At 40.6% G+C, this 23,833-nt stretch carries 19 protein-coding genes; 11 read left to right on the forward strand and 8 right to left on the reverse strand.

The genetic code is table 11. The features are described from left to right. Positions 1–78 precede the first annotated feature (78 nt). The 4 genes from WD048_07265 to WD048_07280 form a co-directional block, all read right to left on the reverse strand. Entirely contained in the window at positions 79–3,930 is a 3,852-nt protein-coding gene (locus tag WD048_07265) for an MMPL family transporter (GenBank protein ID MEX0812000.1), read from the reverse strand. A gap of 13 nt (positions 3,931–3,943) precedes the next feature. Next, positions 3,944–5,140 (reverse strand): DUF2062 domain-containing protein, encoded by a 1,197-nt coding sequence (locus WD048_07270; protein ID MEX0812001.1) that lies wholly within the window; start codon positions 5,138–5,140, stop codon positions 3,944–3,946. A 204-nt stretch (positions 5,141–5,344) separates the two neighbouring features. After that, positions 5,345–5,623 carry a hypothetical protein gene (locus tag WD048_07275; GenBank protein MEX0812002.1) on the reverse strand — a complete coding sequence of 93 codons (279 nt, stop codon included), beginning with the start codon at positions 5,621–5,623 and terminating at the stop codon, positions 5,345–5,347. A 52-nt stretch (positions 5,624–5,675) separates the two neighbouring features. Continuing rightward, positions 5,676–5,903 carry a UPF0175 family protein gene (locus tag WD048_07280; GenBank protein ID MEX0812003.1) on the reverse strand — a complete coding sequence of 76 codons (228 nt, stop codon included), beginning with the start codon at positions 5,901–5,903 and terminating at the stop codon, positions 5,676–5,678. Positions 5,904–6,427: 524 nt separating this feature from the next. Here WD048_07280 and WD048_07285 point away from each other — a divergent pair. Beyond that, positions 6,428–7,054 (forward strand): transglycosylase domain-containing protein, encoded by a 627-nt coding sequence (locus tag WD048_07285; protein MEX0812004.1) that lies wholly within the window; start codon positions 6,428–6,430, stop codon positions 7,052–7,054. A gap of 205 nt (positions 7,055–7,259) precedes the next feature. Further along, the gene (locus tag WD048_07290) at positions 7,260–7,628 is read left to right on the forward strand and encodes a YrdB family protein (GenBank protein ID MEX0812005.1); all 369 of its coding nucleotides are present in this window, start codon (positions 7,260–7,262) and stop codon (positions 7,626–7,628) included. A 151-nt stretch (positions 7,629–7,779) separates the two neighbouring features. Here WD048_07290 and WD048_07295 read toward each other — a convergent pair whose 3' ends face one another. Then, positions 7,780–9,231, reverse strand: coding sequence for a CoA transferase (locus WD048_07295; GenBank protein ID MEX0812006.1), 1,452 nt, complete (start codon positions 9,229–9,231; stop codon positions 7,780–7,782). 69 nt (positions 9,232–9,300) lie between these two features. Beyond that, positions 9,301–10,839: an acyl-CoA dehydrogenase family protein gene (locus WD048_07300; GenBank protein MEX0812007.1), complete on the reverse strand. Its 1,539-nt coding sequence runs from the start codon at positions 10,837–10,839 to the stop codon at positions 9,301–9,303. Between the two features lie 462 nt (positions 10,840–11,301). Here WD048_07300 and folD point away from each other — a divergent pair, with 462 nt between their 5' ends. From folD to WD048_07315, 3 genes are all read left to right on the forward strand, one after another. Then, complete coding sequence (gene folD / locus WD048_07305; protein ID MEX0812008.1) at positions 11,302–12,183, forward strand: bifunctional methylenetetrahydrofolate dehydrogenase/methenyltetrahydrofolate cyclohydrolase FolD; 882 nt, start codon at positions 11,302–11,304, stop codon at positions 12,181–12,183. 1 nt (position 12,184) lies between these two features. Beyond that, complete coding sequence (locus WD048_07310; GenBank protein MEX0812009.1) at positions 12,185–12,814, forward strand: 7-carboxy-7-deazaguanine synthase QueE; 630 nt, start codon at positions 12,185–12,187, stop codon at positions 12,812–12,814. A gap of 123 nt (positions 12,815–12,937) precedes the next feature. After that, on the forward strand, positions 12,938–14,869 hold the full coding sequence (locus tag WD048_07315) for an OmpA family protein (GenBank protein ID MEX0812010.1): 1,932 nt from the start codon (positions 12,938–12,940) through the stop codon (positions 14,867–14,869). Positions 14,870–15,147: 278 nt separating this feature from the next. Here WD048_07315 and WD048_07320 read toward each other — a convergent pair whose 3' ends face one another. After that, positions 15,148–15,381 carry a hypothetical protein gene (locus WD048_07320; GenBank protein ID MEX0812011.1) on the reverse strand — a complete coding sequence of 78 codons (234 nt, stop codon included), beginning with the start codon at positions 15,379–15,381 and terminating at the stop codon, positions 15,148–15,150. 332 nt (positions 15,382–15,713) lie between these two features. On the opposite strand from WD048_07320, the gene truB reads away from it, so the two are divergent. Both truB and WD048_07330 read left to right on the forward strand, forming a co-directional pair. Beyond that, the gene (truB, locus tag WD048_07325) at positions 15,714–16,412 is read left to right on the forward strand and encodes a tRNA pseudouridine(55) synthase TruB (GenBank protein MEX0812012.1); all 699 of its coding nucleotides are present in this window, start codon (positions 15,714–15,716) and stop codon (positions 16,410–16,412) included. Then, positions 16,409–17,347: a bifunctional riboflavin kinase/FAD synthetase gene (locus tag WD048_07330; GenBank protein MEX0812013.1), complete on the forward strand. Its 939-nt coding sequence runs from the start codon at positions 16,409–16,411 to the stop codon at positions 17,345–17,347. Before truB ends, WD048_07330 begins: the two co-directional genes overlap by 4 nt. On the opposite strand, the gene WD048_07335 is transcribed toward WD048_07330, so the two are convergent. Next, positions 17,348–18,451 (reverse strand): BamA/TamA family outer membrane protein, encoded by a 1,104-nt coding sequence (locus WD048_07335; protein MEX0812014.1) that lies wholly within the window; start codon positions 18,449–18,451, stop codon positions 17,348–17,350. A gap of 66 nt (positions 18,452–18,517) precedes the next feature. On the opposite strand from WD048_07335, the gene WD048_07340 reads away from it, so the two are divergent. The 4 genes from WD048_07340 (at position 18,518) to WD048_07355 (ending at position 23,809) form a co-directional block, all read left to right on the forward strand. Further along, positions 18,518–18,877 (forward strand): hypothetical protein, encoded by a 360-nt coding sequence (locus WD048_07340; protein MEX0812015.1) that lies wholly within the window; start codon positions 18,518–18,520, stop codon positions 18,875–18,877. A gap of 100 nt (positions 18,878–18,977) precedes the next feature. Then, positions 18,978–19,367 (forward strand): hypothetical protein, encoded by a 390-nt coding sequence (locus WD048_07345; protein ID MEX0812016.1) that lies wholly within the window; start codon positions 18,978–18,980, stop codon positions 19,365–19,367. Between the two features lie 150 nt (positions 19,368–19,517). Beyond that, a complete protein-coding gene (locus tag WD048_07350) occupies positions 19,518–22,622 on the forward strand; it encodes an efflux RND transporter permease subunit (GenBank protein ID MEX0812017.1) in 3,105 nt (1,034 codons plus the stop codon). Then, positions 22,619–23,809: an efflux RND transporter periplasmic adaptor subunit gene (locus WD048_07355; protein ID MEX0812018.1), complete on the forward strand. Its 1,191-nt coding sequence runs from the start codon at positions 22,619–22,621 to the stop codon at positions 23,807–23,809. The genes WD048_07350 and WD048_07355 overlap by 4 nt, the downstream gene beginning before the upstream one ends. Positions 23,810–23,833: the final 24 nt, after the last annotated feature.

A 23,833-nucleotide genomic window follows, 5' to 3' on the forward strand; every position in this document is an offset into this window, starting at 1 on the left:
TTATATCAACATCTTTTTTGTTGATATCCAACCCTTGATTCGCATTATTAAGCAATAAATACCTACACTTTCTTTACATTATTTTCTGGTAAGCAAAATCAATGTATTAGAAGTATTCCCAGCTCTTTCTACAATTTCCATTTTCAATTGGTGTTTCTGGCAATTCCGTTCAATATCCTCCATACGCATAAAGTACAAATCTTCGTGTTTCTGCTTATTGAACCTGAATAGTCTTGTAGAATAAAATTCCGTTTGCTCGGTTTTCCTGTGCTGATCGCCCAAATCTTTTATTCCTTCGCGAACGATCAATTTGCCATTGGCACTTAATGCATTCACACATCTTTCAATCAACTTATCCTGGTCTTTGTACTTAAGATAATGCAACACATCATTCAGAATGATGCAATCGGCAGCCGGAATTTCATAATTATTGAGATCTGCCACTTCAAACTGAATGCGCTCATTTTTTAGCCAGATATTTTTTGCGGTTTCAATTTTTTCGCCATCAAAATCCACTCCCAATACCTGTCGCTTTCTGCCAGTCAGCATTAGCATATAGGGCAAATAACCATAGCCACAACCCAAATCCACAATTTTTCCTTCCTCTGGACAAATCTGGTCGTACTGTACATAATAATCCTGCAGGCGGATTTTAATTTTGCTGTACCACTCCAAGACAGGGCTTTTATAGAGGTAAGCACTTTGCAATTTATGCCGGAAATAATAAGGCGTTTCAATTTCATTACTCATAGCTTCATAAGCAGATTTAAAATGCTTGCCGATAATTTTTGTCCTTTCCCTGTAATCAGTTCCAAATTTGGCATCCTCCAAACTGATTTCAGGTAAAAAACGCAAAGTCATTTGCCCAAAATCGGTCATAAAATCGTGCTTGCGGGTCACATCACCCGAGCCGTGAATCATTAATGGCTGAATGGGAATATTCAGCTTTTCGGCCAAAAGAAAAGCGCCTTTGTGGAATCGCTTCAATTGCCCATCAGGGCTGCGTGTACCTTCGGGATATACTGCAATGCTGTAGCCATCATTCACCACATCTTTTAAATGTTGAACACTTGACTGATAACCCGAAGCCACGGGATAAAAATCGGCATAGCGCACCAAAAAACCGAAAAACGGTGAATTGTAAACCCAGTCATTGGTGAGCATTATTATTCTTGGATTTTGCATCAATATCACCAGGATATCGAGGAAACTCTGGTGATTGGCAATGATCACTTTTGGCTTGGCCCAGTTTACATTTTCCAGTCCCTGCACACGCGTTTTAACAATCACAGTGCCGTAAACCAGGGTTTTTGTTCCGAGCTGTATCAGCTTGTGAATAAAGCGTTTCTTGATTTTTTTGGAAATGGGGACAAAAAACAGAATCAAAATGCAGAAGCTGATAAACAGGCATCCCACTACAAAATAGCCATAGGTATAGAGTGTAGAAAACCACCGGATAAGGGTGTATGGCGGCAGACCTCTTTCTTTTCGGCTTTGCACAAAAAAGCGGAAAATCAGTGGCGTAATGCTAAAACTGATAAACAACACACTACTGATCCCAATAATGGACATCAGCGCAATAGATTGCAGGGCTGGATGTTTGGCAAAAATCAAAACACCAATTCCCGTGAGTGTAGTAAATGCAGAAAGTATAATGGAGGTTTTATAGGACTCCAGCATTCTTTTGCCTTTGTGGTATTCCTGCAACAAACCACGCATCAGGAAAATACTGTAATCAATGCCCAGCCCCAGCACAAAAGTGGAAATGATGATATTGAAAATATTGAACTGCATACCAAACAATCCCATAATTCCGGTAGTCCAGAGCCAGGCCAGTGCCACGGGAATCAAAGTGAACAGGGTGAGTTCAATTCTGCCATAAGCCAGCAAAAGAATGATAAACACCACCAACAGGCTGTATTTAACCAGCACATCAAAATCTTTTTTCAGCACCTCCATAAAGCGGCCTGTGAGGTATTGCTTGTCCAGGATAAAAATATGCTCCAGCGGTTCGAGTGCTGCATAAACCGCCTCTTTATCTTCATTTTCTACTTTTAGTACATTGATCACGGTACTCTGGCCTTGATTTTCGCTTACAAAGCCATCGAGAAAAAGCTCCTGAAGTTTGGTATAAGCAGCAGGACCTTTGGCTTGGTAATCTCCTTTAATCTGCTGACGCAAACCATCCAGGGCTTTTGCCTTTAGCTTAAAATCATCGCCATACCTTTGCATTTGCTGAAGTACAGAATCTCCACGGCCATTTTCAGCCCAGAAATTTTGCCATTTCTGAATGCGCACCGATTGCAGGCTATCAGAAATCATAAAACTTCCCGGGTTGGTGTATTTCTGTACGATATCCTTTTCCTGTAGCTGGCGAATATCCTGCTGCACTTTTTCATTGTGCTGTAAGGTCTTTTCCAGCGTAGCGCCTTCAGCCAACACAAAAACAGATTTCAGCTTATAATCATTGATGCGGTTGAGGCGGTCTTCGGTTTGTTGCAATTCCGGCCTCACATAATTCATGTTGTTCAGGTCGCTTTCAAAGCCAATTTTCTTGCTGCTGAAATAGAACAAAATGCTCAAAAGCAAAACCGCTGCTAATATCCATTTGCTTTTATCGAGTTGCAGTATCGAAAGCTTCTCAATAATTCCTACCGGTGAAAACCGCTTCTTTTCTTCCCGTTTTAAATCAGGAGCGAGTTGAGGCAAAATAATCAATGCAAAAATGGCGGCACTCAAAACACTGATTCCGGCAAAAAGCCCCAAATCGTGCAGTGCTTCAGAACGCACCAGCAACAAACAGAAAAAAGCACTGGCCGTAGTAATGCTGCTGATAAGAATAGGAAAACTCAGATCGCGGATCAGTTTTCTGCGATTGTTCACTTTTCTTAAATGCGTGAAAATATGCAGGGAGTAATCTATAGAAATGCCCAGCAAAACAGAGCCGACTCCCAGCGCTATGGCGGAAACTTCTCCTTTGATCAGATACAAAACCGACAGAGCTGTGAGTCCGCCCAGTACTACAGGAAAAAAGATCAGCGCAAAAATGCGTTTTCTGCGGTAAAAAAAGCTGATAAAGAAAACCAAAACCAAAGCGGCAAATGAGGCGGTAAGTATAGCGTCCTGCTTGATCTGTCGGGCGTTGCTCACCGCCACAGCAGCTCCGCCAAAATATTCAGCTTTCAGCCCGGGAAAATCATTGTGTAAATCGGTAATTAAGGTATCAAGCGCATCGAGAAAAGCCCCGTTTTCACCAGTTTCATTAGAAGGATTGGCTGTTTCCATGAAAATCATCAGATGTTTTCCATCCCTTGAAAATATCCTGTTTTGATAAATATTGTAGTTTTCGCCAAACTCCAGTTCAGAAAGCTTATCGAATGCAAGCCCGGTGAGATTGAGCGGATCTTTCAGAATGTTTTTCTTCATGGCAAAGCCTGCCGGGGAGAGCAGGGCTTTGTAATTGGCCGCTACCGTTTCCTTTAAAGCTGCACTGTCTGTTTTTTTCAGAATTTCAGCATAATCTGCCTCATTGATAAACAGCGGTAAATTGGCATAAAACTCATCGTACAACTGATTGTAAACATCCTGTGGCAATTCATAATTGATCTTGCGGATGTAATTTGGCCTGAAAAGGCTGTCCATTTGTCCAACCAAATGATCACCTGCTTTCAGCAATTGATCTTGATCGCTTTTGCTGCTGTCTTTGGCATAAATAGTCAGCACCATTTTATCCATAAAGCGGCTGTTCTCAAATACCAGGTTGACCTTCTCTAATTCATCATCATTGGGAATGATCTTGTTGATGTCCTCTTTGAATTCCAACTGTGAGCTCATCCAGCCTGTTGCAAGCAAAAAAAGCAGCAAAACAATAGCAGCAAAGGCTTTTTGGCTTTTTATTGATTCATAAATAAACAGAAATGTACGCTGCATTTTTTCAGATTGATTACATTGTTTTATGCTGTGTCTTTACCGAAGCAAATACATAAGCCACAAATCCCAGCGCAAGCCCCATTAGTACAGCGAACAGACAACTGCCTAGGGCGTATTGCAGCAAATGGGTCTGCACGATGTTTTGCAAATTGGACAATTGAAATTCTGCATTATAGTCAATGTCAGCCGGACTTTCCACAAACAAACCACCCATTTTAAAACTCAGAAAAATTATCCAGGGAATATTGGGCGGAATGCTGATATTGGCAGCAATGGCCACAATGGCCTTATTGAGCTTTAAAAAATGCCCCAGCAACAAAGCAGCTGCAAGTTGATAACCCCAAATCGGCACAATGCCCATAAAAACGCCAAAGCCCACCGAAAGCGCTTTTTTCTCTGCCGATTCTTCGGGATTGAATAAGTGGGTTTTGACCAATTGCCGTATATTTTTTTTTTGAAAAGAGCGAATGAATTGCCAGGGTCTGACAAAAAGAAAAGCCAGCAGCACCAATACGGTATTCAGGATACTGATCCGTGTGAAATCGGGCACTTTCCTGAAATGGGATATACGCTCTTCCTGTGGCGGGTAGTAAACCTCTATTGGGACAGGAAGCACTTTAATGCCTGCCCATGCTGCGCGAACCAACACCTCTATCTCAAATTCGTATTTGCTGGTGAAAAAACGCATTTTACTGAGTTGCTCAATCGGATACAAACGATAGCCCGATTGCGTATCAGGAAGATCAATGCCCGTTTCAATGCGGTACCAGAAATTGGAAAACTTATGCCCAAAGCTGCTTGTGCCGGGTACATTTTCCTGCAACATGTTTCGTGCCCCTACCAAAAGCACCCCAGGGTTTTCTTCAATTTTATCTAAAAATACAGGCATATCTTTTGCCAGGTGCTGCCCATCTGAATCGATGCTGATGGCGTAGCGATAGCCGAGTTCCAGGGCTTTTTCAAAACCTTTGCGCAAGGCCATACCCTTTCCCTGGTTTTGCCCAAAATGCAATATTTCTAAATCGGGATATTTTTTGAGAATCTGACGGGTATTGTCTGTGGAACCGTCATTGACGACCAGTATGTGATGGGTGTAATTTAGAATATCCTCAAGAACGGCAGGCAATTTGGCGGCATTGTTGTAGGTGGGCAACAGCACGACTGCTCCCAGTGCCTCCATTTTATCATCAATTGCGCCAGTTCGATTCATCGCTCAAAGATAAGGCTTAGAATAGCAATTTAAATATGGGAAATGGGGTTTGTTATTGGCAGATAAGAAACTTGTGAAAGTTGATATTATTCTTTGTTTTTTTGAAGTAATTCTTTTAAAATATTATCAGAAATTCTAAAATCCGTATTCTGTAATTGATCTAAAAACGGTTTTATTTTATTTATCAAGCCAAGTAATTTGGCTTTATGAATTACACCCAATGTTCCTGTGTATTTTAAAACCTATATTCTTTGCAAATTTTCTCGCTTTTAAGTCATCAAGAATCACTAATGGGTTCTCTTTTTCTATGGCAAGAGCTAAAACAGAAGCCTCTCCAAGATCAATCTGGGCCAATAAAAACCTTTGATACTTAATGTCCTTAACATTTTCAGGAATTACCCAATCAGGCAATGGTTTATTGTATTCCTTTGCTATTTCATCAGTTATATAAACTTTAGTATAGATACTCTTTAGTAAATCCAATCTGTTGAGTTTATCGAAGATAATAAGTACACTTGTATCTACTATTACACAACTATGCATTGGAAATATCCGATTCTAAATCATCAGAAGATTTACTAAAAACTGAAACACCATATTTGCCGAGCATTTCAATAAATGTTCTTTTAGAAACCCCTGCCAATTCAGCTGCTTGTCCGGCAGAAAGCGTAGTATCTTCATATAATTTGGCTGCTATTAGCATTGTTAATTCCGAGTCGTTTTTTTCAACCGAATCAGGTATGTTCAGGCGCAGTGTTCTCATATGCTTTGTTTTATTCAAATTTAACGATTTCCATTGATCAAAGTTCGGTGTGGATAAAATTATATTAAATCATGGATATCATTCAATGAGAAGGTAATGGGGTTTTTTATTGACTTATCTGCTAACAGAATATTTAAAGCTTGAATGGATTCGGGTTGATTACAGACACATCATTCGGACTATAACATATGATCCCTCCGGGATCAGGGAGTGGGTGAGTTTAGCCTGTTTATAGACATATCATCCTTCCAGGATGAACTCATTTTTACAACAATATATTTGAATGTAATTAGGGTTTCTAATACGCTTGCTTTCTGGAGTGCATAAAATGCAATACTGTACAATAAGAATGATGCCGGAGGTATCCAATGTTTATAAAAAGGAGGGTTAAACTTTCATAGACCCCAGAGGGGTCTTACTTTATTTATGAAAAGAGTTAACTTCACAATAAAGCATGACAATAGTCATACATAGACAGCTAAGGGTGGTTGGATGAGTATAAACATGTTGGGACAATTTGAACAATGAAACTGAAGAGAATCACAAAACGAGTTTTAATCTTTTTAATCTTTTTCGGTTTCCTTTTGGTTTCAGGTGTAGTAATCATCTTGGAAACTGGAGGAAAAAAATACTTGCAAACAGATACTAAGAAGGAATTAGTTGCCTCAATTAAACAAAGTAAAGAACTTCCTGAGAACTTTCTGCAAGCCTACTGTAAACTTTATCCAGGTTCTCTGAAAAGTAATTACTGGGGATATGTCACAGAACATTTGATTAATAAGAACTCAGACAGACGATGTCCTTGCAGAAAGGTAGCATTATTTACATCAAGTGAAAATATTAATTACTCTCGAGGTTTTTACAAATTAGCTCCAACGATGATTGGACTAGAATTAGAAGACTATGTTTCACAAGAACAATGTCTGAACTACATTAGTAGCAAATATAATTTTTTGCGTGATGTCAATGGAGTTTGGGATGCTTCCTGGGCTTACTTCAATAAAGATTTACAAGATTTGAATAATGAGGAGTTGGCAGGACTTCTATCTATTATTGAAAATCCTGTTCTCTATGATATGAAGCGTCATCCAGACCTGTTTGATAAAAAAAGAAAAGAGATAATAAAAAAAATTGTACACAGCACAAAATAAAGCTAATACAGTCATTTCCTCTTTCGTTTCTGAAGAAGTGAGTTTCGGCCCCTCCCCCTCTTGCGCAGGAATTAGCAAAGCGGTTCTTATCCATAGAAATAAACTTCCCCTAAACCCTTAAAGATCACCACGCTTCGCTCGTGATAACGCCTTTGATTTTACTACTTTTACCCATAACATAATTCATCACTTATAACTCACAATCATGGCATCACATCCAATCAATCTTGCACTTCGCTTTCTGCTGGAAATCACTGCGCTTGTTTCAGTAGGTATGTGGGGCTGGAGACAAAGTGAAGGATGGTTGCGCTATGCATTGGCCATTGGAATACCTCTTGTGCTTGCCCTAATTTGGGGAATGTTTGCCGTACCCAATGATTCAAGCCGTTCAGGTGCTGCACCCATTGTTACGCCCGGTCTCGTTCGCTTGCTTATTGAATTGTGCTTTTTTGCCCTTGCCAGCTGGTCTCTTTATGATATGGGAATGACAAAGGTGGGTTTGGCTTTTGGGTTAATTGTAATCCTGCACTACACCATTTCCTACGACCGAATCCTGTGGCTTTTGTCGCAGTAGAGGCTTTCATAAACTTTTGTGCTTAATGGTTTGCAATCTTTGCGGCTTTGCGGCTTTGCGAGAAATTAATTTTGAGAAAAACCCATAGAGATCACCACGCTCCGCTCGTGACGCCTTTGAATTCACTGCTTAACTCAGTACTTAGGACTCATTATTCATCTTCCCCCAAATCCGGTGCCTCCCAGAAATTAAATCCAGGTGCTGCTGGAAATTTATTCCCTCCACTGGTTTCAGACCAGAATTCGGGGAATTTGTCTATGCCCTTTGATATATCCAGGACTTCGCTAAGACAGCAGTCACCCGCTTTTTCTATTTTTCGCCAGTAGTCGCTGTCTTTGCTTTTGAACAAAGCCTTAAGTTCATCGCGGTGTTTCTTGTCATTGCTGAGCAGGCGGCTTTTCCATTCTTCTTTTTCAATATGTTCGCAAAAGCGGTTCCAGAATTTAGGTTCCAGTGCACCCAGCGCAAAATGATCGCCCTCTTTGCTTTGGTAAATGCTGTAATTGATGTGTTGTCCGTTCAGCACAAAGCTGTTTTCATCACTGGTTCCCTGCAAATGTGTGGCAGTAAGCGTTAAAAGCGGGGTAACACCGCCCGTCATATTGATGTCAATGTGCTGTCCTTTTCCGCTTTGGTTTCTTTCTATCAATGCAAACAGAATTTCCTGCACAGCCTGCATAGATCCGCCAAAAATATCAGCAATCTGTACTGCGGGAACAAAAGGCTTACCGTGCTCATCTTTGATCTGGCTCAACACACCCGACCTTGCCATATAATTGATATCATGGCCGGGTTCGGAAGCGTACTCACCTTTTTGGCCATAGCCACTTATGGACACATAAATCAGGGAAGGATTGACGGCTTTCAGCGTTTCATAATCCAGGTCAAAGGCATTCATCACCCCGGGACGGAATTGCTCAATTAAAACATCAGCTGATTCAATTCTTTCCAGTAATACTTCTTTTTCCGATTTGTCCCTAAAAGCGATTTTCCAGCTTTTTTTGTTTCTGTTCAAAGCTTTATAAAACAAACTCTGATCGCCTTCAAAAGGAGGAAATCCCCGAATACTGTCGGGGCTGGAGGGATCTTCTATTTTTATTACATCCGCACCCCTATCGGCCAATATTCTGCTGCACAAAGGACCGGGCAATAGCTTGGTGAAATCCAAAACCAGCAAATCTTTCAGAGTGCCGGATTTTTCCGGACGATGTGTTTTTGCTTTTGTTTTATTGGCTTGCGTTGAACCTGAGTGCCGGGTTTTTTCAAATTCGCTGAATGGCATAAAAGCATTGCTAAAATCCAGCATCAACTCAATATCGCTGACCATAAGGCGACCACTCATCAAGGCTTCCTGTGGGCTTAATTTCCCGGTTTCCAGATCAACATAGTCTGACAAGGTACTTTCTACCTTGCAGTCAAATACATGCTTTTCTACCGGATAGATTGTCTTGCACACATCCTGATCAATAGCCACTATAAAACTCTTGTCCATCTGATCTGAAAATTCAAACAAAACACTAACGGATTTTCGCTTACAGCGTTTTGGCAAAAACCTTTGAGGGATGCTTTTAAAAATGCTTTGGAAAATGTTTTTTTCTTCCATGATTGCCATTTGTTAGAAACAAAAAAAGCTGCCCGCAAGGGACAGCTCTATATTTTGCGGAATCCTTTATTAGTGCAGTCTTTTAAAGAGCCCCACAAATTTCATCATCTCACCAATATTGGAAATTTTTATTTTCCCCATCATTACTGCCATTTGAGCATTGGTACGGCCCAATTCTGAGTCTTCATAAACTGCATCTTTGGTTTTCAGCACACATTTGGCTTCACCGTGCAAGCCTTCTTTCAAATCCAGTTTCTGTTCGGCAACTGTAATAGTCCATTGGCCTCCTCTTTCGCCTTCAATGTCGAAATGAAAGACTGTATCTACTCCTTCTGACTTCTCGCTTTTAAACCTTTCCGGTAATGATTCAATAATTTCTCTTGCTGTTTCTGGTTTTTTACTCATTTTCTCTTCTTTTAATTTATCTTTTTGGGAATTTTTATAAACGGGCTTGTAAGATACGTCATCGAGCCATATTTTACCAATGATTTCCTTCATAATTTCAGAAGTTCCGCCCACAATAGTGCCTACCCGTGCGTCTCTGTACATTCTTTCAATCGGGTAGCCGTGCATGTATCCATTGCCACCAAACATCTGTAAACACACATCAGATGCTTCTTTTGCCAATTCAGTTGCTTTCAATTTCGACATGCAGGATTCCTTTACAGCATCTTGTCCATTTTGGTGTTTCCAACTGGCATAATAGCTAAGCTGTCGTACCGATTCCAATTCAGTATATAAATCAATCAGACGATGGCGCAAAATCTGGAATTTATTTAAAGTTCGGCCAAAAGCTTCCCGTTCAGACATATATTTCAGTGTAGCATCAATTCCGGCTTCAGCACCAGCAACTGATGAAATTCCAGTAACCAGTCTTTCCAACTGAAAGCAATCCATGATGTAGAAAAAACCCTGGTTCTCCTCTCCCACCAAATGGTTTTCCGGCACTTTTACATCATCAAAAAAGAGTTCTGCTGTATCAGAACAGTGCCAGCCCATTTTTTTAAGTTGGTTTTTCTTTACCCCTGGTAAATTTTGATCTACCATGATCAAGCTAATGCCATTGATGCCATCTTCAAGTTTTGTTTTACAAGCCAGGCAAATAAAATCGCCAAACACCCCATTGGTAATAAAGGTCTTTTGACCATTGATGATGTAATGCCCCTCTTTTTTGACAGCCGTTGTTTTGATATTGGCCACATCAGAGCCAGCTATCGGTTCTGTTATAGCCAGCGAACCAATCCATTCTCCACTGATGGCTTTGGGCAAATATTTTTCTTTCAGGAAATCGCTGCCGGTTCTGAGCAAATGCGCTGTTGACATATACTGATGCACACCCTGGGCTGCTGATACACCTGCATAGCCTGATTTTGCCAGTTCTTCGAGCAGGATTACGGAATAGAAAAAATCATTGTCAGTGCCTCCGTATTTTTCAGGAAAATTGATGCCCAGAAAACCCTGATCCCCCATTTTAGTCCAGAGGGATTTTGGTATTTTTTTATCTTCTTCCCACTGATCGGCAAAAGGGAGAATTTCCTTTTCTACGAATTGTTTTACACTGCTGCGAAACATTTCATGGTCTTCATTGAAATAGGGGTGCTTCATCATTTCTATTGCTTAAAACTGAAAATTGAAGCGGCAATATACTAAAAACCTGAATTTGGAAATTATTTAACACCCACCTGCCCGACTAAAGTCATTCCCGTCCGACTGCTATGGCCGGGCGGACAGGCGGGGAATGGCAGTATGTTCAGAACAATAGTGCTTTCAACCTTATTTAACCCGCATTATGCAATTGAAAAGCAATTGCATAATTTGACGAATGAAAATCAATAAATATCATGAAATGGAGAATACCAAAATGGTGATTTTCATTGTCATGGTTAAACCCAGACATTTTGCCCATTTACCGGGCAAAATCGTCTGCCCAGAGGGCAGGTTATTCATTTCTAATGAATAATCTGGGTTTAATCATTATTAAGACTTTATTGCACTCAGGTTAATTATCTTTGCATGCGTTTACCAGTTTTAAGAACTTTGATCCAAATTTTTCTATAAATAAACCAATAAATGGAATTACTCAGCGGAAAGAAATTAGCAGACGAAATAAAGAAAGAAATAAAAGCCGAGGTAGATCAAATAAAGGCCAATGGAGGCAAAACACCACATTTGGCTGCTGTTTTGGTGGGCAATGACGGGGGCAGCGAAACCTATGTCAATTTCAAAATCAAAGATTGCGAAGAGGTTGGTTTTAAATCGAGTTTGGTACGTTTCCCCGATTCAGTAACTGAAGAGGAATTGCTAAAATGCGTGCGTGATTTAAACAATGACAGCGATGTTGATGGATACATTGTGCAATTGCCTTTGCCCAAACACATAGACAAAGACAAAATAAACCTGGCTATAGATTTCAGAAAGGATGTAGATGGTTTTCACCCGATTAATGTTGGGAGAATGGCACAGAACCTGCCCTGTTATTTACCTGCAACACCTGCAGGAATCGTTGAAATTCTGCGCAGATACAATATAGAAACCAGTGGAAAAAAATGTGTGATTCTGGGGAGAAGCAATATTGTGGGTTCCCCCATGAGCATTTTAATGGCGCGCAATTCCAATCCGGGCAACAGCACAGTAACGCTTTGTCACAGCCGTACACAAAATTTAAAAGAAGAGTGTTTGCAGGCCGATATCCTGATTGCAGCACTTGGGAAACCCGAATTTGTGACTGCCGAAATGGTAAAACAAGGTGCAGTTGTAATTGATGTGGGAACTACTCGCGTACCTGATGCGTCTAAGAAATCTGGGTTTAAGCTGAAAGGCGATGTTAAATTTGATGAGGTGGCTGAAAAGTGCAGTTATATTACCCCAGTGCCGGGTGGTGTGGGGCCAATGACTCGAATTTCGCTATTATTAAATACCTTAAAAGCCGGAAAAAAAGAAATTTACAATTGATTTGAGCATTTCTACAAAACATATCAACGCAGCCATTGCACTGCCTGTAATGGAAGATTTCTACACTATACAGGGAGAGGGTTACCATACCGGTAAAGCTGCCTACTTTATTCGCCTGGCAGGCTGTGATGTCGGTTGTCATTGGTGTGATGTAAAGGAAAGCTGGAAAGCAGAAGAACATCCTATTCTTTCTATTTCGGAAATTATAAATAGAGCTGAGCAACAAGCTTCGAGACTGGCTGTAATTACTGGTGGTGAACCGCTGATGTATAACATGGATGTGCTCTGCGCTGCATTACATAAAAAAGGTTTTAGCATTCATATTGAAACATCTGGCGCACATCCACTTACAGGAAAATGGGACTGGATCTGCCTTTCCCCTAAAAAATTCAAAGCCCCAAGACCTGAGATTATTCAAAAAGCCAATGAGCTGAAAATCATAATTTTTAATAAAAGTGATTTCGAATGGGCAGAAAAATATGCAGAAATCGTGAACAAAAACTGTATTTTAACGCTTCAGCCGGAATGGAGTATGCGCAAGAAAGTCAGTGCTTCAATCGTTGAATATGTCAAACAAAACCCGCGCTGGAATATTTCTTTACAGACGCATAAATATTTACAAATTCCCTGAAAAAATCGGGCAGGAAAAAAACAGAAATGAGTGAGATCAATAAATGGCAGTGGACAATAGACAGCAATAATTCCAGTTTTAAAAAGCAATGTTTAAATAGAGATTAAGATACTATCAATAGGAATGAAAGCTATACAAATCCTGAACCACACTCTTTTTCTGTTGCTCCTTTGCTTTTTCTTTTCCTGCGAGGCAACAAGTGCACAAACCTACAAGCCCAAGAAAAAAGCCCTTTCCTATTTTAATGAAGGAAAAGAGCACATGAATTGGGGGCGAATTAAAGAAGCTGAAGAAGCTTTTAAAAAAGCAATAGATAAAGACGAAGATTACCTTGAAGCCTACTATGAACTGGGCAATCTTTATGAACAAATACGCCACTACGACAAAGCCTACCACCTCTACAATGATATTGCTCAATCTACCATGCGCTTTCCTCTTGAATTATATTTTCGCCTGGCAAAAATGAGTTTTGCTATTGGCAAATTTCAAGAAGCCGGACTTTTTGTAGAGCAATATGGAATGATTGACCGCATGTCGCCCTCAAGAAAAATGGAACTGGAGCAACTCAAAAGAAATATTGCTTTTGCAGAAAAAGCCAGTAAGGTAAAAGTAGCCTTCCAACCCAAAGCCCTGAATGGAAATGTGAATACTGAAAACAAAGAATACTTTCCATCGATGACTGCGGATGGGGCAGAGCTGTATTTTACACGTCAACTGCCCGATTCAAAAGGCATGTTGCAGGAAGATATTTATGTGAGTGAATGGCAGGGAGACTGGATGCCTTCAAGAAGATTGCCTTTGATCAATACGCCCGACAATGAAGGTGCACATAGTATTTCGGCAGATGGGCGTCATTTGTATTTTACGCGCTGCGAATTTGAAGGCGGCTTTGGCGGTTGTGATATCTTAGTGGCTGAAAAGTCCGGTGATCGCTGGGGAAAACCAAGATTGCTGCCGGCTCCCATCAACAGTAAAATGAAAGAAACCCAGCCCAATATTTCAGCGGATGGCAAAACTTTATTTTTTGTAAGCGACAGAAAAGAAGGCGGTTTTGGACATCTTGATATTTGGAAAAGTGAATTGCAGGAAAACGGGCAATGGGGCAAGCCGGAGAACCTGGGAGAAACGATTAATACCCCTTATTCGGAACAAAGACCATTTTTTCATCCCGATGGCAAAACCCTATATTTTTCCTCTGCCGGACATCCCGGATTTGGTGAAAGCGATATGTTTTTTAGTCGTTTACAAGCAAATGGGCAATGGAGCAAACCCGAAAACCTTGGATTCCCTGTCAACTCTGCTTTTAATGAAGCGGGAATTTATGTTTCACTGAACGGATCAAAAGGCTATATTGCTTCCGATCGTTTTGGCGAGCGTTTGCAGTTTAATATTTATGAATTTATGATTCCCGAAGCTGCCCGCCCCGAACATGTGGTTTATGTAAAAGGGAAAGTCACCGATGAGGAAAGTGAGGAAGGCCTGAAAGCTAAAATTGATTTTTACGATACCGATATCCAGGAAAAAGTAGAAAGCATCAATACCGATAAGGAAAATGGTAAGTTTTTGATCTGCCTGCCATATGGAGCAAATTATGCAGCAAAAATCAATAAGCCTGGATATTTGTACCACTCGGAGAGTTTTCCGCTTAAAGATGCTGAAATGCAGAATTACAGCCTTGAAATTGCACTGAAGGCATTAGAGGCCGGAAATGAAGTAGTGCTGAAAAATGTCTTTTTTGAGGTGGATAAATATGAATTATTAGAAGCTTCCAAAACCGAGTTGACAGAATTTGCCGGTTTTTTAAAAGAAAATAAATCCCTGGTGATTGAAATATCTGGACATACAGACAGCACTGGAAGTGAGGCACACAACAAAACGCTTTCAGAAAATCGAGCCAAATCTGTTTATCAATTTTTAATTGAGCAGGGTATAGACAAAAATCGGCTGCGCTACAAAGGCTATGGCTCAGAGCAACCTATTGCTGAAAATAATACAGCAGAAGGCCGCGCACTCAACCGCAGAACACAATTTAAGGTTTTGGAAGTAAAGGAATAGCAAAAAACAGAACCTCCTGTAGGCGCACAAATTATTTTAAATCAGCATCCGATTTGAATTTAGCCTGGGAATCCAGTTTTCGCATCCAAAATGTAATAACCTGAATCATTTCTATGGCTCTTTATCAGTCTGTTTCCACTTCAAATTCAATGCCCCCTGTTCTGGCGGCCACTATATTATAAACAAAACAACCAATAGCTGTTATACCAATTAAATTATTTAATGCCGCTAAGGCATTTCCGAAAAGTATTATGCCGAAGTAGGTTTTAAGGAGCATTTTATGCGACATTTAAAACCACAATCGGTATTACAACAAAGCCCAGAACCCCATATATAAATGGCAGGATTACAAATACAATGCCACTGCTAAATGGAATTTCAGGAAAAATATAATCACTCATTACTGTACTGATAAGTGCAAATGGAATCATGAAAAATGCCGTTATTAAAAAATAAACAATTCCGAAAACCTTGGCTGTTTGAAAAATTCCGATTCTTTTAATCCTTTTCATGTGTTCTGATTTTAATTTTTAGCAAGACATCTTTATATCGATTAAATATACAAAAATATCAACTTGCTAATATTGGATTTAAATATTTATTCAATACACAATAAAAACTGATGTCATAATAGGAGCCTGGAAATTAATTATTGCTCACCTGCCCGAATAAAGTCCTGCCCGAACTGGGACAGGCGGGCATTCAGGCGGGGAATGCCAGAAAACAATAAAATTCAGCTCTTTTTAATTCTTGGAGTTTCTACTAATGCCCTTGCTATATTTCCTTAAATTTGCAGGCAAATAGCAAATTCAATTTACTTGCCACTCAAGACAGACTCCGATTAATGCCCCATTCACTTACATACGAATTTAATGAAGGCAGCACACTACTAATAGACAAACCACTGGGCTGGACATCTTTTGATGTGGTGAAAAAAATACGGAATCTCTGCAAAGCCAAAACCGGACATGCTGGCACTTTAGATCCGCTTGCAACAGGCCTATTGATTATTTGCACAGGAAAAAACACCAAGAAAATACAGGATTACCAGGGTATGGAAAAGGAATATACCGGAAGTATTTTTCTCGGTGCTACGCGGCCTTCTTTTGACAGAGAGACAGAAATTGATAAGGAATTTCCAATCGACCACATCACGGAAAATGCGATTCTCGAAACAGCTAAAGGCTTTATAGGTAAAAGTGAACAGGAAGCTCCGGCCTTTTCCGCATTGAAAGTAGCCGGCAAACCTATGTATGAATCGGCTCGGAAAGGTATTAAAACAGAAACAAAAATCCGCCCTATAGTCATTGGTTCTTTTAAAATAGAAAAAATAGAAATGCCCCTGGTTTATTTTAGAATCCTTTGCAGCAAAGGTACCTATATCAGAAGTGTGGCGCATGATTTCGGAAAACGCCTCAACAGCGGAGCTTACTTGCACAGCCTTGTCCGAACAAAAATCGGCACCTACAGTTTAGAAGATGCCTGGAACCTTGAAGAACTTAGTGCACATTTAAAAGAATTCAAAAACAAGCAAGCCACATGAGGGTTTTCAGATCGCTGGATAATTTACCCGCTTTTAAAAATGCCGTTTTAACCATCGGTACCTTTGATGGAGTGCACCTTGGCCATCAATTTATCATCCGACAATTAAAGAAAATGGCACAGGATTGCAATGGTGAAACCATTTTACTCACTTTTCACCCGCACCCGCGACTTGTGGTCAATCCCGATGATGATAGTCTTAGATTGCTCAATACCTTGGATGAAAAAATCGAGCTTTTAGAAAAATACGGCATTGACAACCTTGTAGTTATTCCTTTTACCAAAGCATTTGCCAATACACGTCCTGAAGATTATGTAAAAGAATTGCTCTGGGAAAAATTCCATCCACATACTATTGTTATTGGTTATGATCATAAATTCGGAAAAAACCGAAAAGGTGACATACAGACTATTCAGTCATTTAGCGATGAACTGGATTTCAGGGTAATAGAAATAGAAAAGCAATTGGTCAATGATATTGCCGTGAGTTCTACCAAAGTACGAAAGGCACTTTTTGAAGGAGCAGTGGACAAGGCTATGAAAATGCTGGGACACCCCTACTCTATTACCGGGCAAGTACAGGAAGGCGATAAAATTGGAAGAACGCTTGGCTACCCCACAGCCAATATTCAGATAGAAGATAAAAACAAACTCGTTCCTGCCGATGGCATTTACTGTGCAAAAGTTTGGCGCGAAAAAGACCAAAGTACGCATTTGGCAATGCTCAGTATCGGACTTCGGCCAACTATCAACGATAAAAAAATCCGCAGCCTGGAAGTCTATCTTTTAAATTTTAATGAAGACCTATACGGAGAAACCCTTAAAGTAGAGTTTTACAAATACCTGCGTTCAGAAAAAAAATTCGACAGCCTGGAAAATCTGGTAAAAGCAATGGACAAAGACAAGGAAGCAACTATTGCTTACTTCAAGAACTAATCAAAAAGCCTCGTTCAATACCAAATACCAATTCCAGGAACCATCGGGGCCAAAACCTACATCAAATCGGATATTGAGCCGCTCCTGCGCATTAAGCGTAAACCGCAGACCGGCACCACCTGCCAATCGCACACCAGGCCAATCCAAATCACTCCATTGATCCATCACCTCAGCGGCTCCGCCAAAAACAGCTCCTGAAAAACGCCACCAAATTGGAAAGCGGTATTCAAACTGAGTCAACAACATATGCCGGTCACGGTATTTTCCCCGCAAAATCCCACGCAGTAGCTGCTCCCCACCTATTTGTGCCATCATTAGAAAAGGTGGCTGTTCTCCAATATTAAAATCAAAAACACTCTGAAAGGCCAGCACATGTGCCCTGTTGCCAGGATTTACATAAGAGCGCAAATCAAATTTCAGATTGTAAAATTGCATATCGCTGCCCAGGATATCCAGATAATTGTGATTGGAAAGCTGCATATAATGCCCTTCAAAAGGATAAAACGGATTATCCCGGGTATCGTAAGTAAGATTAGCTCCAATTCCCGTTGCATCAAAGCCATCTCCTCCCGGAACCAGCCCCTGGTCAAACAAGCCTCCCTCTTTTTGCGCTTCAATATTATAGGCACTTTGATGGCGCACCTGAAGCCCTATAAAAAACCCGGGCAGTACTTTTCTTAAATAGCGCAATTTCAAAACCATTTGATTGGAATTATAAGCTTCACGATCTTCTGAAGTATTCCAATTGCCCAGACCGAAGTATTGAAAAGGATATTTCTCAAAAACTGCCGCTCCCTCAAGTCTATTGGTGTTTTCTTTGAAATTAAACTGAAATTGCAGATTAAAAACATACTGTCTATTGAGCGTATAAAATCCTGTGAGTGAAGTGTAGGATACATTCGACAATGAATCATCTTTCAACCTGTAAAGATGTGCCACACTTGCACCAAACATCCAATTGGTTTCAGGAGTGTAGGCTATAAGCGGTATAGGTAGGAAACGATGGCGCTTTTCTTCCCAATTGCTTATAAATTCGGCAAGTCGCTGTGCTTTAATTGGAAGTGAAAGCAAACAGACAAAAAGTAACAGGCCATATTTGATCATCGCTGAAATAGAAATAAATTATGCAGAACTTTGCCGTGAATAAACAAAGTAAAGATATCCAGAATTATGCGTTCTTCCGACCGTGAAATTATCCGATTTTTAGAAGCACTGATGCAACAGGGCGAAGCTATTGTTTCCAAAGTGGAAAAAGATGAAAAAAAAGAATTATTGGAAGATTACCTGCGCGAAATAAAAGCTTTTATGGAATGGCCGCACCAAAAGCAGCTCAATCCCTTGATTACAATGCGCATTAAAGATTTCAACCTGCAATGTTTTATCGCTTATTTAAATGACATGCCCGTAAAAGAAAGGCAGTTTTTCTTTTTTGATAAAACAAGCTCAAATCCTGAAAAACAAGTACACCGCGAAATACAAAGGATTAACCTGGCACTTGAAGCAATCAAATATTTTTATAAGAGTAAGTGAAATTGTGGGGAATTGGTGTAAGAAGTTAATTTTTACAATACAGGCTTGTATTAATTCAGTTATTTTTTGCATAGCATTTAAATTATTACATTTGGCGGAAATGCAACAATTCAAATCCATAATACTGCTATTTCTTATGGGGGCAATACTGTTCCCCTGGCAGATGATTTGTATTGGCCATCCGCTCGGACATGGCGAGCATGAATATGATGGCCCCAGTCCCTGTGAGATTTGGGAAGCATATGATGGTGAAGAAACAGCTTTGTTGCCGCCCATGCACTGTGGGCAAGTCAGTGCAGATATTGACGATTTTCAAATTCCTCAGAGCGAAAGAATTTCAGTAGAAAACATAGTTGTAGTAGCTGTACTCTTTGACCTTGTCAAATTACCACAAACTAAGACCCCTTATAGCCCACTGCCCGAAATTCGGTGCAATACAGGCCCTCCCTTACTTAGCGACAGCCCGCTACGGGCACCTCCTTTTATTTAGAATTTAATTGGCTATTGGCAATACACAATTGGCATAATGGGTATGAGTTGCCCTTTTTGCTTATTGCAAATTGCCTATTGCTAGTTGCTTTTGCTGAAGGCAAAATTTGCCCATTGCTAATTGCATATTTCTAAATAAAAGGAAAAATTCATGATAAAATTATCTTTCAAGAACCCATATCTGGTGCTTGTATTTGCCATAATTGTGGCAGTACTGGCGGGAGTGTTTATCCCGAGGATGCCGGTGGACATCCTTCCTCAATTCAAAAAATCAGCCATGCAAATATTAACGCTCTATCCCGGTATGCCGGCCGAGGTAGTGGAAAAGGATATTACCAGTCGTATGGAACGCTGGACTGGGCAATCGCCCGGAATCGAAAAGCAGCTTTCCAAGAGCATTATGGGCGTGAGTATTGTCACTAATTTCTATGGTGAAGACATTGACCCTGCTGAAGCGATGGCCAATACTTCTTCCTATGCCATGAGCGATATGTACTATCAACCTCCCGGCACTTTGCCGCCTATGGTGCAACCTTTTGACCCCACGGCTTCCAAACCCTTGATGCTACTTACGGTGAGCAGTGAGGAAAAGACCGGCAAGGAATTGTACGATGTGGCCTACTATAATCTCAGGCAAATGCTAAGCGGTGTGGAAGGTATTATTGCACCGGCAGCTTATGGCGGCACGCTTAGGCGGATTTATATTTTTGCAGATCCATCAAAATTAGAGGCACTGGGCATTTCGCAAACAGAGGTGAATGAGGCGATTAAGAAAAACACCACTATGATTCCCTCTGGTATTGCCAAGATTGGAAATATCAATTATGGAGTGGATGCCAAGGGAATGATCATTGATGTGGAAGATTTCAATGATATAGTCATTTCTTATAAAAATGGGAAACCAATTTATATTAAAGATGTGGGAAGAGCTGCAGATGCAAGCGCCATTCAAACCAATATTGCCCGTGTGGATGGAAAAGAGCAGGTCTATCTGCCTATTTTCAAGCGCTCGGGAGCCAACACCATTGCTTCTGTAAATGCAGTAAAAAATGCCATCCCAAATTTAAAGGAGCGCATGCCGGATGATGTGGAGATGAATGTCATTTTCGACCAGTCTTCCTACGTGCGAAATGCCATTTCGGGCTTGACATATGCCGTTTTGGGCGGACTGATTTTAGTGGTGATCGTGTTGATATTATTTTTGGGCAACTTCCGCTCGGCTTTGGTAGTATCTATCAGTTTGCCACTCTCTATTCTCTTTGCTTTTGTAGTGCTGTTCATTACAGGGCAGGCTATCAATAGCATTACGCTTGGCGGCATTGCTTTGGTTTTAGGTTTATTGGTGGACAATTCCATAGTGGTGCTTGAAAATATAGACAGGCATCTCAAAATGGGCAAAAATTCCTATCAAGCTGGATTGGATGCTGCCCTTGAAGTGGCCAATCCTGTCCTGGCTTCTACATTGGTGATTATAGTCGTGTTTTTTCCGGTGATGTTTCTTACGGGAATTACCAAGTTTCTTTTTTCGCCATTGGCGATAACAGTGGCAGGTGCAATGATTGGCTCTTATATTTTCTCCCTGACCCTGATACCCATTGCAGCCGCATATTTTTTCCGGAATTATCTCCCCGAGTCAAAAGAAAAAAGCAAAACCAATGCCTTGGGATTTTTTCAGCGGTTTATCGATCGTTTGAAAATCCGTTACCAAAATAGCCTTGAGCATGTGATGAAATTAAGATTACCCGTATTGATTGTTACCGGGCTGCTTTTCTTTGGCTCATTATTTCTATTGTCCAATACCGGATATGAATTGTTTCCAAAATCGGATGTGGGTCAAATGGAAATACAGGTGCGCATGGAGTCGGGCACTACTTTACAGGATGCCGAAAAAACCATTGCCAAAATGGAACAGGTCGTCAGAAATGAAACCGGAGGCGACCTGGAGCAAATCATTTCCAATATTGGCGTATTTTACGACCTGCCCGCAGCTTATACGCCCAATTCGGGCACACAAGATGCCTTTATCGGGGTGCAGTTAAAGGAAGGACACAGTAGGAGCACATTTGATTATGCCTCGCAATTGCGCCAGCTTTTTCACGAAAAATTTCCCGGTGTGGAAGTTAGTTTCAATACGGGAGGGCTGATTACAGCGGCATTGAATGAAGGCAAACCTGCTCCAATAGATGTACAGGTAAAAGGAGACGACCTTGAAGTACTTCGCGATATTTCAGAACAAATCAGGGATACCATTTCAAGTATTGCAGCCACCAGGGATGTACGTGTTCTTCAGCGTATTGATCAACCTGCAAAAAACATTGATATTGACCGGGTAAAAGCTGCAGAGCTTGGTGTTGAGCCAGTAGATGCCATCAAAAACATGGTTTCTGCGCTAAATTCCTCTGCTACTTTTGACAAGGCTTTTTGGATAGATGAAAATAATGGAAACCATTATTATGTAGGAGTAACCTATACCGAGGAAAACATTGACAATAAGTTTGTTTTGGAAAATGTGGGTGTAGGCAGTCAAACCTTTGACAAAACCATTCCTTTCAGGCATTTTTCAAAAATAAGTGATGGCACCAATCCGGTAGAGATCAACCACCACAACCTGACAAGAGCATTCAATGTATATGCCAATGTAGAAGGCTCGGATATAGGTAGTGTATCCGATCAAATTCAAAATATCATTGACAATATGGATATTCCACCTGGGTATAAAGTGAATTTTCAGGGGGAAGTGGCCATCATTAAAGATGCATTTGGCGGACTGAGCTTAGGTTTGGGATTGGCCATTGCGCTGGCTTTTCTGATTATAACACCGCTGTTCAGGTCTTTCAGGCAACCCTTGATTATCATTTTTGCCTTCCCGCTCGGAATTATTGGTATAGCTGCCTTGATGTGGATTACAGGTACATACCTAAGTATTCAATCCATCATGGGCATTATTATGATGGTGGGTATTTCTGTTTCTTATGGAAATATATTGATCGACAGAATCAATGCCCTGGTCAAGGAAGGCAAGGCGCGACAAGAAGCGATTGTAAACGGAGCAAGCGATCGGTTCAGGCCGGTTTTGATGACGGCTTCCACAACTATTTTTGGTCTATTGCCTACGGCATTGGCTACAAGTCCCGGCTCAGAAGCTAATGTGCCGCTTGCCATAGCTGTAATAGGTGGAACTTTTATGGCCACACTGCTCACACTTTATATTATCCCTGTACTTTATTCATTAATTGCTAAAAAAGAAGAATCATGAAATTTATAACAAACATAGTATTAAAATTAAATAAGCGATTGGCAATGAGTAATATGCAATTGGCAATTGACAATGAGCAATATACAATGGACAATTTGCAAAGTTCTATTCACCGTAAAATATTGCCTATTGCCTGTTGTCTATTGCTTGTTTTCATGTCTGCTTGCAACAACGATACTCAAAAAAAGAAAACTTCTGATGGAAATAAGGAATCAAATAAAACTCAAAAAGTAGAGGTTGTTCATCCTCAAGCCAGGGAGTTTACTGCCGAAGTTCTGATTACGGGAAGGGCTATGCCCAATCAAAAAGTAATGCTTTATGCCATGGAAAGTGGTTATGTAAAAGCAATGCGAAAGGACATAGGCGACAAAGTGAAAAAAGGGGAAGTGATTGCCATATTGGATAATCCTGAATTGTACAGACAGCTCGAAAAGTTGAAAGCCCAATTGCAGGCGAAAAAATCCATTTATGAGCGATTGAAATCTATTAGGGAGAAAACTCCGGCCCTCACAACTATCCAACAACTTGAAGAAGCAGAAGCCGATTTTCTAACACTTCAGGCTGAAAAGAATGCCATCAATGACCGCATTGGTTTTTTAACTATTAATGCTCCTTTTGATGGCGTCATTACCCAACGCTTTGTAGATAATGGAGCTTTATTGCAAAACGGTTTGAATGAAGATAATCCGCAATCTATTGCTGAAATACAACAAACAGATCCGGTAAGAATCACTGTTCCATTGCCGGAAAGAGATGCTACAGCCGTCCGGGTAGGAATGGATGTCAAGATCAGTTTTCCTGAATTGCCCGGTGAATCATTTCAGGCCAAAATTACTCGTATGGCCAATGCACTTGATCCGGGTTCAAAAACCATGCAGGTGGAAATTGATATTCCCAATCCTGACAATAAGATTCTGACAGGAATGTACGCCAAAGCATTGATGCAAATAAGCGGTCGCAAAGATGTGCCTTCCTTGCCCCATATAGCCAAAACCATGCATCAGGACGAAGCGCATGTTTTGATTGTGAAAGAGGGAATTGTGGAGCGCATTCCTTTGAGAATAGGGCTAACAGGCAGGGATTATTTTGAAGTCCTGAATCCTGAAATAACAAAAGAAACACAGGTAATCGTGCAGGGAAAGAGCCTGGTGAAACCAGGGCAAATTGTTGAACCAATTATTCAATAGGCAATTGTCCTTCGGACGCAATGA

It is taken from the genome of Chitinophagales bacterium (assembly GCA_040877935.1).
GTDB lineage: Bacteria > Bacteroidota > Bacteroidia > Chitinophagales > CAIOSU01 > JBBDNB01.